General features: G+C 42.5%; 19 protein-coding genes and 2 pseudogenes. All 21 read right to left on the bottom strand.

The window, feature by feature from the left end; translation table 11 throughout:
• Positions 1 to 36 precede the first annotated feature (36 nt).
• The gene (locus JCM10519_RS03855; protein ID WP_054738006.1) at positions 37 to 2,058 is read right to left on the bottom strand and encodes a VWA domain-containing protein; all 2,022 of its coding nucleotides are present in this window, start codon (positions 2,056 to 2,058) and stop codon (positions 37 to 39) included.
• Positions 2,059 to 2,593: 535 nt separating this feature from the next.
• On the bottom strand, positions 2,594 to 3,037 hold the full coding sequence (locus JCM10519_RS03850; protein WP_054738005.1) for a GHKL domain-containing protein: 444 nt from the start codon (positions 3,035 to 3,037) through the stop codon (positions 2,594 to 2,596).
• A 44-nt stretch (positions 3,038 to 3,081) separates the two neighbouring features.
• The gene (locus JCM10519_RS03845) at positions 3,082 to 3,588 is read right to left on the bottom strand and encodes a hypothetical protein (RefSeq protein ID WP_347843054.1); all 507 of its coding nucleotides are present in this window, start codon (positions 3,586 to 3,588) and stop codon (positions 3,082 to 3,084) included.
• 67 nt (positions 3,589 to 3,655) lie between these two features.
• Entirely contained in the window at positions 3,656 to 3,895 is a 240-nt protein-coding gene (locus JCM10519_RS03840) for a hypothetical protein (RefSeq protein WP_054738003.1), read from the bottom strand.
• Between the two features lie 3 nt (positions 3,896 to 3,898).
• Entirely contained in the window at positions 3,899 to 4,075 is a 177-nt protein-coding gene (locus JCM10519_RS26135) for a LytTR family DNA-binding domain-containing protein (protein ID WP_347843214.1), read from the bottom strand.
• 194 nt (positions 4,076 to 4,269) lie between these two features.
• A complete protein-coding gene (locus JCM10519_RS03835; protein ID WP_347843053.1) occupies positions 4,270 to 4,614 on the bottom strand; it encodes a response regulator in 345 nt (114 codons plus the stop codon).
• A gap of 614 nt (positions 4,615 to 5,228) precedes the next feature.
• Positions 5,229 to 5,504: a hypothetical protein gene (locus JCM10519_RS03830; protein WP_054738001.1), complete on the bottom strand. Its 276-nt coding sequence runs from the start codon at positions 5,502 to 5,504 to the stop codon at positions 5,229 to 5,231.
• Between the two features lie 541 nt (positions 5,505 to 6,045).
• Positions 6,046 to 6,654, bottom strand: coding sequence for a histidine phosphatase family protein (locus JCM10519_RS03825; protein ID WP_347843052.1), 609 nt, complete (start codon positions 6,652 to 6,654; stop codon positions 6,046 to 6,048).
• Positions 6,655 to 6,790: 136 nt separating this feature from the next.
• On the bottom strand, positions 6,791 to 7,453 hold the full coding sequence (locus tag JCM10519_RS03820; RefSeq protein WP_347843213.1) for a Gfo/Idh/MocA family oxidoreductase: 663 nt from the start codon (positions 7,451 to 7,453) through the stop codon (positions 6,791 to 6,793).
• Positions 7,427 to 7,582 (bottom strand): annotated as a pseudogene (locus tag JCM10519_RS26130) (Gfo/Idh/MocA family oxidoreductase); the annotation flags it as partial. The pseudogene JCM10519_RS26130 and the gene JCM10519_RS03820, both read right to left, overlap by 27 nt.
• Before the next feature lie 45 nt (positions 7,583 to 7,627).
• Positions 7,628 to 7,753: a hypothetical protein gene (locus tag JCM10519_RS26125; RefSeq protein ID WP_347843051.1), complete on the bottom strand. Its 126-nt coding sequence runs from the start codon at positions 7,751 to 7,753 to the stop codon at positions 7,628 to 7,630.
• Positions 7,754 to 7,841: 88 nt separating this feature from the next.
• Positions 7,842 to 8,465, bottom strand: coding sequence for an HD domain-containing protein (locus JCM10519_RS03815; protein ID WP_054738000.1), 624 nt, complete (start codon positions 8,463 to 8,465; stop codon positions 7,842 to 7,844).
• 178 nt (positions 8,466 to 8,643) lie between these two features.
• Positions 8,644 to 10,005 carry an MFS transporter gene (locus JCM10519_RS03810; protein ID WP_054737999.1) on the bottom strand — a complete coding sequence of 454 codons (1,362 nt, stop codon included), beginning with the start codon at positions 10,003 to 10,005 and terminating at the stop codon, positions 8,644 to 8,646.
• A 323-nt stretch (positions 10,006 to 10,328) separates the two neighbouring features.
• Complete coding sequence (locus JCM10519_RS03805) at positions 10,329 to 11,345, bottom strand: serine hydrolase (protein WP_054737998.1); 1,017 nt, start codon at positions 11,343 to 11,345, stop codon at positions 10,329 to 10,331.
• A 4-nt stretch (positions 11,346 to 11,349) separates the two neighbouring features.
• Positions 11,350 to 12,260, bottom strand: a pseudogene (gene murQ, locus JCM10519_RS03800) (N-acetylmuramic acid 6-phosphate etherase).
• Between the two features lie 9 nt (positions 12,261 to 12,269).
• Positions 12,270 to 13,124 (bottom strand): SIS domain-containing protein, encoded by an 855-nt coding sequence (locus JCM10519_RS03795; protein ID WP_054737997.1) that lies wholly within the window; start codon positions 13,122 to 13,124, stop codon positions 12,270 to 12,272.
• 26 nt (positions 13,125 to 13,150) lie between these two features.
• Positions 13,151 to 13,318 (bottom strand): hypothetical protein, encoded by a 168-nt coding sequence (locus JCM10519_RS26120; RefSeq protein WP_347843050.1) that lies wholly within the window; start codon positions 13,316 to 13,318, stop codon positions 13,151 to 13,153.
• Positions 13,318 to 13,626 carry a PTS sugar transporter subunit IIB gene (locus JCM10519_RS26115; RefSeq protein WP_347843049.1) on the bottom strand — a complete coding sequence of 103 codons (309 nt, stop codon included), beginning with the start codon at positions 13,624 to 13,626 and terminating at the stop codon, positions 13,318 to 13,320. Before JCM10519_RS26115 ends, JCM10519_RS26120 begins: the two co-directional genes overlap by 1 nt.
• Before the next feature lie 23 nt (positions 13,627 to 13,649).
• Entirely contained in the window at positions 13,650 to 14,075 is a 426-nt protein-coding gene (locus JCM10519_RS03785; protein ID WP_054737996.1) for a PTS fructose transporter subunit IIA, read from the bottom strand.
• A 35-nt stretch (positions 14,076 to 14,110) separates the two neighbouring features.
• Positions 14,111 to 14,842 carry a PTS system mannose/fructose/sorbose family transporter subunit IID gene (locus tag JCM10519_RS03780; protein ID WP_347843048.1) on the bottom strand — a complete coding sequence of 244 codons (732 nt, stop codon included), beginning with the start codon at positions 14,840 to 14,842 and terminating at the stop codon, positions 14,111 to 14,113.
• A gap of 101 nt (positions 14,843 to 14,943) precedes the next feature.
• Positions 14,944 to 15,732: a PTS sugar transporter subunit IIC gene (locus JCM10519_RS03775; protein WP_054737994.1), complete on the bottom strand. Its 789-nt coding sequence runs from the start codon at positions 15,730 to 15,732 to the stop codon at positions 14,944 to 14,946.
• Positions 15,733 to 15,900: the final 168 nt, after the last annotated feature.

Here is a 15,900-nt window from a genome sequence, read left to right as displayed (position 1 = left end):
CATCACAGTTCTTATTTCAGGCTGTCTCAGCCTCATTTATTGAATCATAGAAATATAGTGGACCTCCAGATCATAAGCTCCATCCGGAGATGTAATGGATATGATATCACCAAAGCTTACGCTATACTGTATCTTTCTGCACACAATGGAATTTCCGATCATAAGGGAAGACTCCGATGAATGATATAAAATCATCCGCCTGTCCTCATCCGCTATGAGAAATATGTGGTCCAGTCCCAGAGATGCAGAAGCATCCGGATATTCTTTCATTAAGTCTCCAAGGCTTACTCTGTTATCCTTGATCTTATACATAGGGAATGTAAGGGGCGGGATCTCAGCTTCTCCCTCAGGCTGCTCCATAAAATAGGCATCCATCTTTCCCTGGAATCGGTTCTGGGCTTTCTTTTCCGTAATCACTTCCAGTTCAGGCTTTGGTTTATGGAACAGTCTCCAAAGGCCAGCACCTGCGGCTGCCAGAATGAGAACAATAACCCACCAATATGCCTTCCACAATGGGATTATCTCTAAGGAATAGGTATAGGATATTGCTGCCTCTCCATCGGATATCTTCAGTATCAGATTCCGGCTTCCTGCTTTTAATGGTTTAATAGTAAGGATTCCATTATTAAGACCGACCTCTGCCAGATCACCGGCCTCCTGTTCCAAAGTGTAAAGAATACTGTCTCCATCCGAATCGGTAAAATAATCGTTAAGTACCAGCTGTTTTTCCCTGGTTAAAGGATTATAATGAACGTTCTTTGGAAGCTCTCCTGCAGGAGGCGTGTTAATCACCTGAATTCTTGCTGTATTAAAGATGCAGGACTCCATCCTGTCATCCAAACGGGCTTCTATGTAATAAGTCCCTGACTGGGGGAAAACCATTTCTCCTGCAAGAATCCCTTCCTTGACGGCAGTTTCAATATCTCTTCTGCTGCTGTCCGACTGTCCGTCCGGATAAACCACCACCTTTGGAGTGAAGTTGGAATAAAAGGCTTCGTCTTTAATTACAGAACCGCTTTTATCCTTAAAATAAATCTTATAAGACAATGGATTGTTTCTCGCAACCGTTGTTTCTATTTCCATAACAGGAGTCAAGTCCCTGTAGCTGATCAAATAAATCTTTAGTTCCTGATTCTTTCTTGTGTTGGTCTGTATGGTCATTTCGCTGATATCTCTTTTTATGTCCGATACCTTTGCCACAGAATAGTGAACCAGATTAACCGGTTTTATCTGCTGCTCTCCGTAAACAACCGTAGTATCTCCAATTTGCTGAGGCGATATCATCAGGACATCCATCTCATCTAAATGGGAATCATCAAGCTTAATGCGCAGACTCTGACTGCCTTCCCCATAAATGCCGCCCGCAATTTCCTGAATGCGGTAAGCCATGTTGTCATGAAAAATCCCATACAACACATCAATTAAAGTCTCCGGTTTTTCAACCGTATAATTTTGTCCGCCTGTCTGGCTGGAAATTTCCTTCAGGATCTCCTTGCTGCCGTCATATTTGCCGAAAGCCACCGTATAAAGCGGTATATTCCGGGACCGGCTGGCCTCTACCGTATTTCTCAAGTCCTGATCAGAGATTTCTCTGGTCCTTCCGGCCTGGGAACCTTTTAAATCCGTTTCTCCATCCGATATTAAAACAATCATGCACTTTCTTCCGTTTTCCTGTCCGGTCAGGCCATATGCATAATTTAATCCTAAACCAATGTCCGTATTGCCCGAATACCCGGCGGAATCCATCAGGGCTTTTAATGAGTCCCTTTCTTCCTGAGTCCTCACAGATACCGGAGCAGCAGATGACACAATTTGGTCATTATATGCCACAAAACCGATCCGGATATCAGCACTGTGCACGGTATCAATAAACGCTTTTACCATACCGATGGCAGTGTGATCCGGATCATTGGCAGACATGGAACCGCTATAGTCCATGACAAACATGACATCCAGACCGTTTTTCCCACTTGCTATTTCCTCCCCGGACGCACAAAACGAGGCAGAAATAAAAACAAGAAAACTTAATAAAAATGAAACTGCCTTTAATCTTTTCATAAATTCTTACACACCTTTATTTTATGGTCTTTTCTTGTTTGTTCTATTCTCAGAATTTTGTTCTGTGTAATGCAGTCAAAATCATTAACCTGTTTATTAAACAACATTCATATCACTTTCTTATTTATCCACTTTCTTAAAATCTTAAGTATGGATAAAACTTAAACTTTCTAACATCCATTGTCATCTTTAGCTGATGAAATATCCAGCAGCAGCCGTTTACACTAAAACGAATTACCGGCAAAATCAAAAAAATCAAACACCGAATGACTCTTTTTTAACTTTTTCATGACCCCCAAAAAATCGCCTCCCCTTTGTTTTATTACAATATACTACAGTTTTCGCCATTTTTTTTCGTTATGTAATTATTAACGGTTTATATGTAATAATTAGACATGCCATTTAAAAAATAATAATGAAAAAAAAGCCTTTTGCAGCATCCCCATGTACCCAATAAAAAAGACAAAATGACATCCGGTTTATGCTCCAATGTCATCTTATCTTTCATACAATCTTTCTTTTTTATTAATTTTAACTATATATCATCATATAATATGGTTTCCAGTGAAAATATATCTTCCTCCCAATTCAGTTCCATATGCCCATGATATTTTTTTGCGATCTTCTCCATCGAATATATCCCCCAGCCATGAAAAGCCTCTTCTTTCCGGCTTACCAGTCTGTGTCCCTTAATATGCTCTATTTTCCCCTGATAGCGGTTTCTGACAAAGATATACAAATAACCTTTTTCATGGGTTATCTCTATCCAGATTTCTCCCTTACCCTTTTCTACATATTCAGAGGCCTCTACCGCATTATCGAAAGCATTTCCCAGCAATACCCCCAAATCTTCATCTTTTATGTTCATAACCCGAGGCACTTGAAGCTTTGTATGCAAAAGAATCCCCTTTTTACAGGTTTTTTCCCATACATGGTTCACCATAGCATCGATAATCAAACTTCCGGTTTTTGACTCCAATCGCCCAATGCTCCCTGATTTACCTATCAAATTTTCTAAAGTTGTTAATAGTTTTCTTTTTGGCCGGATTTCACAAGCTCTTGCAAATAGATCAGGCGCTGTTTCATATCGTGCTTCATTTCCTGTATTTCTGCCGATGCTGCTTTCTCCAAATCATGCTGCCTTCCATAGTATTCCAATTGCTTTACATACATATGGGCATTTTTCTTCACCTGAATCGTTTCAACTAATCTTAAATAAATTGGATAGATGGATAGATTCATAATTGTTAATATCAATCCTGCCATCAGCAGCCAGCCAAAGGCATCCGTTCCTTTTCTATCCGATGTTTCTACTAACATGTAAAATACAGGATACAGGACCAGTCCTGATAGAAGAAATAAGGTTAAATAGGCACCTCCGCTATAGGGCATCCTTCCGCCTCCATGGCGGTTCATGAACCAGCGGATTCCCATTACTGCTAAAAACAGTAAAAATTTTGCAAAAATAGAATTAAGGATAAATGGCGGACTTTGCCCATTATTCAGAAACACATAGCCAGCTTCTCCCATTCCCTCCAAAAGCATCCACATCATTACGAATGTAATGGGGAATATACACCGCTTCCACAATATCCCTTCATAAGAAATAATACCAACTATCAAAATTGTCGTTAATGATATCATCAGGTTTATTACCGGATGAAAAAAATACCACTTTCGTATTAATGCCAAACTGCCAAAGGAAAAAAAGAGACCAGCCGACCAGCCGCACATATCGGCTCTTCTTTACAAGAAAAATATCCAGATACACTTTCAGTAAAAGTGTAGAAAACAACGACAAGCTTAAACTTGTAAACATCATTTTAACTGTATTCATTTTTCACCTCTTTTTGAACTGCCTCAATTTATCATCCACCGTTTTTTTATACGCCCTGCTTAACGGTAAAATGATTCCATTCGGCATTTCAACCTCTTCATACCCCATTCGGATAACATGCTGGTAATTTACCAGATAAGACTTATGTATCCGTAAAAATCTCCCCTTGCCTTGATCCAGACTTTTTTTCTATCTTATTCAAGGCTTTATATTCTTTTAAGCGGCCATTCTGCAAAACAATTTCCGCCACTCGAAGCTTGCTTTCAAAATACAGAATATCACGTATTGCCACTTTATAATCCGACTTCATATACCGGAAACGATAATACGAATCCTGTTCTTGCACAATTCTTAAAACACGATAAAAAGTTTCTTCAAATTCTTTCTTTTTTTATAGGCTTTGTAAGAAATCCAATTGGAGCTGCCCGGAAGGTTTCTTTCATATAACCATCATGGGATGTTACATACACCATCTGAACCATACGGTCAATTTCTCGTATTTTATACGCCGCTTCCAGACCATCCATATATTTCATCCGCACATCCAGATAGATTATATCATACCGCTTTCCTCCGGTTACCGCATTAACCAAATCACCTCCATCTTCATAACATTCCACTTCTACTTGAATTCCGGCATCCTTCCCAAGTTCAAGTAAGCATTCCTCCAACTCTCTCAGCAAGTAAAGCTCATCATCACAAATAGCTATCTCAATCACAATCATTTTCCCCTGTAAATAAAACTTTCCTGCCCTGCCAGCCTGCAGGACATTTTTTCCGTCAAGCTGTAAATAACTTTATGGCAGTCATTTCTTAACATATCGTAGACCAAAACAAACCATAGACCAGAACAAATCACAGATTAGAACAAATCATAGATTAGAACAAATCATGGACCAGAACAACACTCATTTATCTAAAATTAATTCGGCATTTCTTGTTAATTTAATTATCGGCACAACTGCCTGTTTCCATAAATTTCCATGCACCAAATTAATGATACCATTATAAGTTTAACAAAATTCCATGTCAATACGTATTCCGTTTTAGCAGTTTTAGTTTTCCCTATAACGCTTCATCTATTTTACGGTATATAAGGCGCTTTTGTCTCATATACAATATTCTTTTAAAGCCAAAAAGGAACCGTATCTTACAGTCCCTTTCATCTTTCCTTTATATTCTCCTCCTTCCGTTTCCCTCCCTATTCAGTTCCCCTTCAGGCTTATGATGAACTAATTTACCAATATCCAGATGAAAGGGATCAATGCCGGAGGCGGTGAACCAATAACGACAAAACAGATACTCCATATGAGGTATCCACTTAATTATATCTTTAAGACGTAAAAACATTGTCTATTATGTATTGATTTATATCGTTAGTTAACGGATAGCCATTTATATAACCAGAACCTGACCCTTCTACGGCATATACCTGCCCATCAATTAAAACAAGATAAATATGCCTGAACGCCATTTTATCTTTACTATAAACATAAAGTTCTCGTTCATCATATCCGAAGATGGGTGTACCGGCAACCGCTGCTTCGTCAATTTCATCATACTTTTGAAGAATATCAACGCGCACAAGCCCTTGTTCATCATCAAACATTTAGCGTAGTCTTTCAAAAGTTCCAGAGTTTAATGTGACTGTTTTTTCGATATTGATGTATGGGGAGTCGTGCCGTTTGCCTGACCATTGCTCACCATCAGTGTAGACCGCATATTTGCACACGATATTTTGTGTATCGTAATTAGCTATGTCTGCATAATAGCCTTTTATAGAATCGAGTTCACTCTCAGAGCAATAAGTTCCGCCTGCCATAGTTGCACTGTCCGGACTATTTTTGACATAGTAAAATGCAAACCCATTGTCATTGTTAACAGAATATACTGTCGATATATTTTGCTCGGAATAAGTTATTCATTCCAAGTTCTTTCCGGAAAGACAACGCCATGCCTTACCCCAGCCGTCCGGCTGCCCACATGCCAGGCTCAGCTATTATGATGTTTGCACGGGATCCTGCAAATCTCCTTATGTGATTTACAGTTACCGGCCAGCTTCTCTTGGGAAAAAGCCTGCGTTTGAGACCGGCTCGTCTGCCGCATATAAATGAGACGTATCCCCCATTCCCCTGCACCGGAAATAAGCCTCATCCTCTATTCTCTCCTCCGTCTCCAGTGTAGTGACCGATGAAGGCGGCAGAAAAAAAGCCCTGCCACAGCAATGGGGCCGGCATTCCCAGCAGATGAGACAGCATAACACAGATCACGCCAAAATGACAGAACAGGACGACGGTGTCATCACTTCCCGGTACAGCCCGGTACATTCCGCCTTCCCTCTGATATCCATGCTTCTTTAAAATTCCATCAAGACCGGCAGCTACCTTTTCATACTCTTCTTTTACAGGCCCTGTTTTCATTCTCTCATTTTCAAACCATAAGTCTCTGTCATAAAGCTCCTTCTGGTTTGTCCAGTATCCTGGCATAAAATCCCAGGGTATGGTTTTTGCTTCACTAGCCCCGTTATTAACCGGCGCATGGAATTCTCTAAGCCATGGCAATATCTCCGCTTCGGCATGGAATGCCTGCAGTGTTGCTTTTGCAGTATCATTTGCTCTTCCAAGAGGTGAGCAGTAAAAAGCGGAAACAGAAAGCTTACTGACCCTTTGAGAAAGCAAATCAGCCTCTCTCCAGCCTTTTTCTGTGAGAGAGTCAATGGAATAGTCCGGTTCTCCGTGTCTTATTAGAATTAACTTCATAACTGTCCCCTTTTATGCGTTTATTTTAATTCTTTTTATCATAGCATTTATCATAAATAAACACAACAAAACCCTGATAGCTGAACACAGAAATATAGGCTGTGCTTAACTATCAGGGTATTTTTGTATAATAAAATTAATCAATGCATGCATAGGAGTCTGCTCTCCCCTGCTGTCTGTCTAAGGATTCCACTACCTGATCCACAAGCCCACAGCAGCGAAGTGTTCTTTCAGCAGTCATAACCGGGCTCTCCGTCAGGCCCTGTCTGATGCATGCTTCCCCATGTGCTGCCTCATATTTCATTTCAAAATCAACCGTTTTCTCAATCAGCTCAACGCCCTGGCCGGTATGTATTTCACAGCGGTCCGCTTTCCAGTATTCATTGGTCTTTATAAACCCCTTCTCAAAATAAAAAACTGCAAAACTTTCCGCTGGACCACGCATGGAAATACGGCTGCTGATCAAAACATCATCCATTTTTATATTAAGGCTGACAGAGTCCTGCACTCCGGTTTTCCCCCTGGTCCCCAGTGCCTGCACGATTACATCGGCAGGCTCCAGCAGATAATCGAGATATTCAAAGGTATAGGAAGCGCTGCCATAAACAACTCCCCCCTGATCCTTTTCGTGCATCCATGAAGCCTTCGGGCTTTGAAAGGATGCACTCATATTCACTTGATGGAGTTTTCCTAACATTCCTGAATCAATATACGTTTTAATCAGTTCAGTGACAGGGAGAAAAAGGCTCTTTTGCATTTCCATCACAAACAGTCCCTTTTCCTTTGCCAGCTGAAAGATTTCTTTTGCCTGCTGTCTTGAGAGTGTAAACGGTTTCTCACAAAGCACATGCTTACCGTAATTTAAAGCCTCCTTCATTTCATAAAAATGCTCCCGGTTTACTGTGGCAATATACACAGCAGTGATTTCCGGTCCTGATAAAGTTCTTTATAGGAACCATAAGCCTTCCCGATATTATTTTCCTGACAAAACGCCCTTGCCCTGTCCAGTGACCTTGATGCCGCCGCAATCACCGATCCTCCATTGCCCCTCACCGCACCGAGAAAGCGTTTCCCGATGCAGCCGTTGAAATAATTCCATAATTTACTTTCATAATAAGCCTCGTTTCCTCCTGAATGAAATTAATGATTCAACTAATCACAAGAGACTCAAGGAAGGTATCACAATTTCACATATTCCGCATTTTCTTCAGAAATTGTCTGACCGCCTTTGTTTCATCTTCCGGAACGCTTCCGCCCCTTCCGATCCGGTCACAAAGCCCCAGCAGTGCAACTTCATTGATATCTGTCTCCCGCTTCATACCATCAATATCGCCGAAAGGAAGCCCGCCTGTCACATACAGAATGTGCATATGATACCGAACCAGTTTTGCCACTGTCCCGATCCACTTAGCATCGCCGGAAAAACAGGACAAAAAATCCTCTGTGAGATGTTCTCCCTCTGCATCATGATTATATGCGGTAATTTTCTCTTTTCTGATTTTTGTCACCGCCGGTTTGCCGATATCATGAAGCAAAGCCGCCCACATGAAGGTGCGGGCATCCTTACTCTTTTCCTTCTGTTCCGCCGCCTGATCTACTACCATCATCGTATGATTCCATACGCTTCCTTCCGGATGATATCGTTTTGACTGCGGGGTTTCCTTCATCCTGCCCAGCATGGAAAACGGGTAGTCCAAAAACCACGGTTCCCTGCTGATCTGTTCTAAATATTCCGATGGGTGTTCGTCATGAAGCAAATGATAATCCATCTGCCGGAACAGTTCTTCCTTATTATTATTTTCCTCTGCCATAACATCTGCCTTTCTGTTTATTGATTATCACTTTAATATCCAGCTTACGCTAGTATCTATTATTTCAAATATTTACTGAAATAAACAACATACTCACTTTTGGCAGATGCAGATGGGATCTTTCCACATACAGACCGTCAAACGGACTGTTTATAGGCTTAAAAGGAAACAAAAAAATTTAAACATAATTCTTCTTTTTCAATGCTGAAAAAGCAACAATTGTGCTTGTTACCAGTAATAAGGAGAAAATCAGAAGCACAATCCATGCTCCGGAGGCAGTACCGGAAATAAAACCATATTTATTTTGAAAAAAAGAAAAGATAGCGGCGACCAGCGCTGTAGCCACAGCGCCTATAAACTGCTGAAACGTATTTACAAAGGCATTCCCATCTGAAATTTGACTGGACGGCAATGCGCTTAAACTGCAGGTCATCAGATTGCTATAAGAAAGGCCAAGACCTGTCATTAGAATAAGGTGAGCGCCTATGAGGAGCACCAACGAATTAGTATGCAGCAGAGCAATAAGCATAGCTATCCCAACCATGGTTGTAAAAAGGCCTGTCAAAATAGGCTTGCTTGCACCAATTCTATCTAATAGCCTCCCCGAAAGAGGAGCAAGTAAAGCACCCATCAAAGCACCCGGAAACATGAAGGCCCCTGCGGCAGATGAACTAAAGCCGGCAGAAATTTGCAGATAATTTGGCAGAACGAAAGACAACCCCAACAACAAAGCCTGATATATAAGAAGGCTGAATAAAAATGCGGAAAATCTACTGTTTTTTAATACCGATATTTGCAGTAAAGGAGTTTTGCGGTTAAACAACAAAAACAAAAGTGCACTTCCAAACCCAATTACTAAAAACAACACAAAAGCAATCCCTGATCCGGCACTTAGAGCCATTATAAAGGAAGTAAAGGTAATGGCCAAAAAGAAAACACAGCGAAAATGCAGATGCTGCTTTTCTTTTGTAACCTCATTCGGAATAGAGTACAGACCAAGAGCAAGGGAAAGAATCATAAGAGGAATCAAAAAAATATAAATATATCTCCAGTCCAACAGGTTGGAAATAAGTCCACCGTAAGTGGGGCCAATGGCGGGAGCGATTGAAGTTGTCAGAGTCCCAATTCCCATCATCATTCCTCGCTTTTCAGCCGGAGCTTTTGTGAGAATGATGTGGAACATAAGAGGAAGACCTATGCCTGTACCCACCCCTTGCAGCAAGCGCCCCAGCAAAAGCAGGGAAAATGTCGCCGAAAAACAGTTTATCAAAACTCCCAGTAAAAAGAACAGATTTGCTGTGATAAATAAATTTCGTGCTGAAAAGTTCTGGTTCAGATAAGAGGAAATTGGAACAATGACGGAAATCATAAGCAAATAAATGGTAGTTACCCATTGAATTCCTGACGTAGTCACACGAAACTCCTGTATAAGCAATGGGAATGTTACATTCATTGCCGTTTCAATTAATACTCCTGAAAAAGCTAAAATACCTGCGGCGATTATCGCCCCAAACAAGTGAAAAGTTTTGTTTTTATCCATATTGTAACTTGCCTCCTTAAATATAAATAGAGGCGGGATTATTATTTTAAAATAATAATTCCGCCTCTATATCAACACGATACGTGTTCTCTGTACGAAAAATATAACTGTTTGATTATAGCTATTAAGTCACAAAAAGTCAAGTATTGAAGTCATTTGAAGAAATATGCAGAAGAAACACGCAGAAAAAGTATGTTAATTTATTATTTATGGAGCAGATTTTTTTGTACAGCTATTCAGCGCAGGGGGAAGCCTTGGGAAAAAGCTAATCAGTATGGCAGGAGTCAAAGGGGCGGCCCTTTATGAAAGAGCCGCCTCCATTTTTATAAATTCATTAAATCCATATTCAGATAAACTTCATTCATTTTCTTTCTCATCTTCAGGAACTCCTGATTATTCCGGCTGGGATGGATCCGGTTCGTCAGCAGAATGAAACCTTTTCTTCCCTTTAAATCCATCAAAACAGAGGTTCCTGTAAATCCGGTATGATAAAGCGTATCCCTTCCATACTCCTTGCTCCAGCCCAGAGTGCGTTCAAATCTTATGATGCTGCAAAGTTTTTCAAACGTCTCCTCACGAAACAAAAGCCGGGATTGTTCCAGATAAGCCTTAACAAATTTCGCCACATCCTCCAATGCGGAAAACAAACCGGCACTGCCGCACTGTCCAAGCAAATATGCCTTTTTGTCATGAACCTCTCCGCAGATGCAGCCCCTTTGCTCCGTACATTCCGTTGGAATGCAGCGCTCCCTGCTGCCATGAATCAAATAGGAGGTATCCATCATCCCAAGAGGACGGAAAATATTCTCCTGGAATGTTTCCTCAAGAGTTGTTTTGTCCAGATTCTCAATGATCTTTCCCAGCAGGATAAAACCCACATCCGAATACAGGAATCCTTCCCCGGTTTCCCTTTCCCTTGGTGTGGTGAAGAGATATTCCAGAAGATTTTCCCTGCTCCAGCTTTCTTTGTTCCGTATCTCGGCAGGAAGGCCGCTTGTATGAAGCAGCAGGTGTTCCACCGTGACATCCTCATAGGAAAACCTGCCCAGGATCTCTTTTACCGGAGTTGTAAGGCTTATGGCTCCTTTTTCTACCAGCTGAAGGATCCGGGTGGTCGTTCCAATTACCTTGGTCATGGAAGCAAGATCATAATACATACCCGCTTCCACCTTCCTGTCACAATAGGGAACTATTGCTCCCTGCTTTCCGTAGTACTTTAAGCGGCTTCCCTGATCACTGACAAAGCCCAGGCTGGCTCCCCAGATCACCTGATCCCGAATCAGCTGTTCTGTCATTTCTGCCAAAACCATCTCTGTTTCATCATTACAGGCTCTTCTCATATGCCTAAACTCCGTTTTTCACAGCCGCAATGGCTTTCCTCACCTGACCGCCGGACTCTGAAAGAGCTTCCCTGGCTGATCTTTTCTGCAGCCGCATTCGATCATTACAATAGCGGCTGCCACGTCCTTATCTGCCTCGTAAAGCGTCTTAAGAGCCAGCTCCTCTTTCGCACCTGTCAAATCCACAATCATCTTAACAGCCCGTTTCATAAGCTTTTCGTTGGTGGGCTGTACATGAACCATATAATTCCGATATACCTTTCCAAGCCTTATCATGGCTGCAGTGGAAAGCATATTGACCACCATTTTCTGAGCGGTCCCTGCCTTCATCCTGGTGGAGCCGTTGATTACCTCTGGTCCCACTACCGGAGCAATGGATACATCCGCGATCTTTGCCATAACGCTGGCCTGATTGCAGGTAACGGAAATGGTAAAGGCACCTGTTTGTTTTCCGAATTCCAGGGCCGCCTTTGTATAGGGAGTCCTTCCGCTGGCAGCGATACCGATCACACAATCATCGGCCGTAAGCTTTACCCGTTTTAAGTCCTCAACTGCCAGTTCTTCCGAATCTTCTGCCCCCTCCACTGCTGTATACATGGCCTCATCACCGCCTGCAAGAAGGCCGAAGGCCCGGGACGGCGATACGCTGTAAGTAGGAGTCAGTTCCACCGCATCAAGTGTACCCATCCGGCCGGATGATCCTGCACCGCAGTAAATGATCCGTCCGCCCTTTTTGAAACGCTCCACAATGGCATCCACTGCTTCTGCGATCTGGGGAAGTACCTTTTCTATGCTTCCGCCACTTTTTTTATCTTCATTATTTATTAACGTAACGATTTCAAGTGATTCCAGCCTGTCAATGTTCAGGGTGGATTCATTGGTTGATTCCGTTGTAAGCTTTTCTATATTGCACATAAAACTCCTCTATTTTTTTATTTTCAGCCCTTCCACCATTTTTCTGGTTTTGATCAGCTCCACTTCATAATGCTCTAAGTTCTCCTGGATCACTCCCATATACAGAAGATCTGCCATCATGATAGAGGTATGAAGAGAGGTAAACGCACCGATCCGCATGACCCTTTCGTTGTCCGGCACATGAAGGCATATATCTGCAATATCCTGAAGGGGAGAATCTCTTCTGCGGGTGACCGCAATGATGGATGCTTCCTGTTTTTCTGCAATCCCGCAGGCATAAAGGACTTCCTGGGACTGCCCGCTGTAGGAAAATGCGATCACTACATCCCGTTTATCAATGTAGTTGAAAAATTCCACCATCATATTGATATCCTGGTAAAAATTCGCATTGAAGTCGGCCCGCTTCAGTTTATGGAACAGATCATAAGCAGGCAGCGAGGAACTTCCAATGCCCACCAGATAAATGCGCCGGGCTTTCTTTATTTTGTTGATTGCTTTCTTTAATGCATCTTTATTCAGCTGATAGAAAAAATCCTGAAATGCCGCGTCCACCAGGGCATCCATTTTCCGGCACAGCGTATCTAAATCATCTTCTTTGGAAATAATGGGGTCTACCATATCTTCCTTATCATTTTGGGCATCGGCTGCAGCAAGTGCCAGCTTAAAACCTTCCACCCCATCAAAACCAAGTTTTTGAACATAACGGATCACAGAGGCGGAGGATACCCCGCTTTTTCCTGCAATATCCACTGCCGTCATTTCAAGACAGTTTTTGGCATCTGACAATACAAAATCTGAAATTTTCTTCTCTGCCTTACTCATTTCATTGTATTGTCCTCTTATCTTCAACCAAACTGATTCCATTCCGCCTCCTCCTGCATCCGTTTATTTTAAAGCATATTTACTATGGACTGGTCCGATTCATTGGGCAGCATCTGAGCCGTTACACTTACTCCAAGCTGTATCATTTCCCGAATATCCTTTTCGTCATCTTCCGTCAGATTCACTGTTTTTTTTAATGGGTCTGCTTCCTTCTCTTTTTGCCACATTTCCCACATTAAAAGCCTTGATCGGAACTTCTGAACGGATCAGCGCTGCCATATCCGCCACGTTTTTTTGTTATGAGAAATACCTTATCCTCTTCGTAGGCCTTTTCTGCAAATTTTTCAGCAGCCCGTTTTATCGACAGAATGGAAAGCTTTACGCCTGCCGGTTTTGCCATTTTAAGACCTGCAATGATCAGTTCATCCTTTACTGCTTCATCGTTTGCCACAATGATGCGGGACGCTCCTACGGTATTGGTCCAAACCATAGCCACCTGACCATGGATCAGTCTTTCATCTACTCTTGCATGCACAATTGCCATGGATCTTCCTCCTTTTCTTCTCCCTATTCTTCCAGTTCACATGCTTCATCTGATGTTTGAAAATACATCATATGCTGTTTTCCCATCTCCAGGGAGGCATCCAAAAGCTCCCGGATATCCGAGAACATCGCTCTGGACATGTAGGCATGAAGGACCAGCGGAAGGCTGATGCCTCCGACCACCTCCATATTTTCATGGATGCCGGACATTTTCAGTCTGGAAGCCATATTAAAGGGGGAGCCTCCCGTCAGATCCGCAAGCACTGCCACAGCTTCGCAGTCCTTAAGTCTCTGGATCGCTGACCTCAGATTTTCTGTCAGAAGTTCCGTGGAATCCTCCGCTTTAAAATCAACAGCTTCATAACATTCCGTCTCTCCGGCCAGCAGCTTTAACCCGCTGGTCAAACCGGAGGCAAATTCACCATGACCGGTTACTATGATTCCAATCATACCACTATTTCCTTTCCTGTTTCAACTTCCATTTTTTAAAATATACCAACCACAAAGGTAAGCATGGACTGCAGGTTACCAAGTATCATGCCCAAGCCAATGAGAATAAAAATTAATTTTGTAGAATCCACCTTTTTCTTTCCCAGAAGCCAGTAGGAAAACCCTACGATGGCAAGGGGAAGCAGGGATGGCATGATTTTGTCCAGCATATCCTGAAGGGCAAAGGTCACTTCTCCCATAGTAAACTGCAGATCCGTATTGTATTTGATTACAGAAGGGATCAGTGCCCCTACCACAGTCAGTCCCAGGATGCTGGCCGCCTCTGTAATAGGAGAAATTTTATCTGCAAACCCGGTTGCAAGCTTCCGCCCGGACTGATAACCGATACAGGTGAATTTATACCTGATCCATAATACCCCGGCACAGGCAATGAGGGGTATGATAAGCCCAACAGGATTTCCCTGCATGGCGATATATGACGCAATGGAGAACACGATTGCCCGGTAGATGGCGATGAATAACGTATCACCGACTCCTGCAAAGGGTCCCATAAGCCCGGTCTTTAAACCGGTAATGGCCTCCTCTGCCTCAATTCCCAGTTCTTCCTCCAGAGCCATATCAGCACCCACGATCAGATGAGACATTGCCGGCGTGGTGTTAAAATAGCCCAGGTGCATCTTCAGTGCCCGTTTCATCTTCTCAGGATCCCCCGAGTACAGCCGCTTCAAAACCGGCATGATGACATAGGCATATCCAAGCCCCTGCATCTTTTCATAATTCCAGCCAAACTGTATAGTAAACAGATTACGCAGATATACTTTTTTTGATATCGCTTTTTTCTAATTTCCCGATTCCTGTCTGGTTTTTGTCAGCCATCGATTTCTACCTCCTCATCATCCATAGTCTCCACTGCTGCCCGGTCCCTTACTCTTGTAAGATGAAGAGCAGCCAGTGCAAAGCCGATCAATGCGGCAGCCATAACGGTAAAAGTAGCGCCTCCAAAGGCAATCAGTACAAATCCGATGATAAAATATGGATAATATTTTTTAATGGGCAGATAGCGCATCAGTATTGCCATACCCATTGCAGGAAGAATGGCACCTGCGGTTTTAAGACCTGTCATGAACCAGGCAGGGATAATAGCATTTACCCCATTGACCACAGCTTCTCCAAAACACAGTCCCAATGCAACCGGAATCACTCTTGAAAGGACCCAGGGCAGCAGTCCCAGCAGATTTGCACGCTCCACTCCTTTGTAATCCCCATTCTCTGCACAGCGGTCTGCGTAATGCTGGAAGAATGAGTTGGTCATCCTTCCCAGAATATCCATCTGAGTCAGCAGCAATCCGATGGGGATAGCCAGACCGATTCCGTATTCTGCCCCCTGACCCGAAATAATGGCATAAGCGGTACCCATAATCGCTCCTGATAAGTAGTCCGGAACCGTGGCACCTCCATAAGTAGCAACTCCCAATGTCATGAGCTGCAATGTTGCACCAACGATCAGACCTGTTGGCAAATCCCCCAATAATGCCCCGGTAATCACAGCTGCGAACAACGGGGTATACAATCCGCATTGAATAGAAATCTGATCAACCACAGCAATCACGGTATACAGAATCAATCCAATAATAACCAGCAAAGAAACTCCCTGCATGTTTTACCTCCTTTTCCTGCCTTATGCTTTTCACTCCATAGGCAATGTGTATGGTTTTTTATAGTATAAGCACTTATATTTAGTATTATAGCATATATGTAATCATTTTACAATAAGTTTTAAAAATAAGTTCTAAATGTAATCTAATTACATTATTAATTAAAGTTA

This window comes from Clostridium sp. NkU-1 (assembly GCA_001312405.1).
This window is presented reverse-complemented; position numbering and strand designations above follow the sequence as displayed.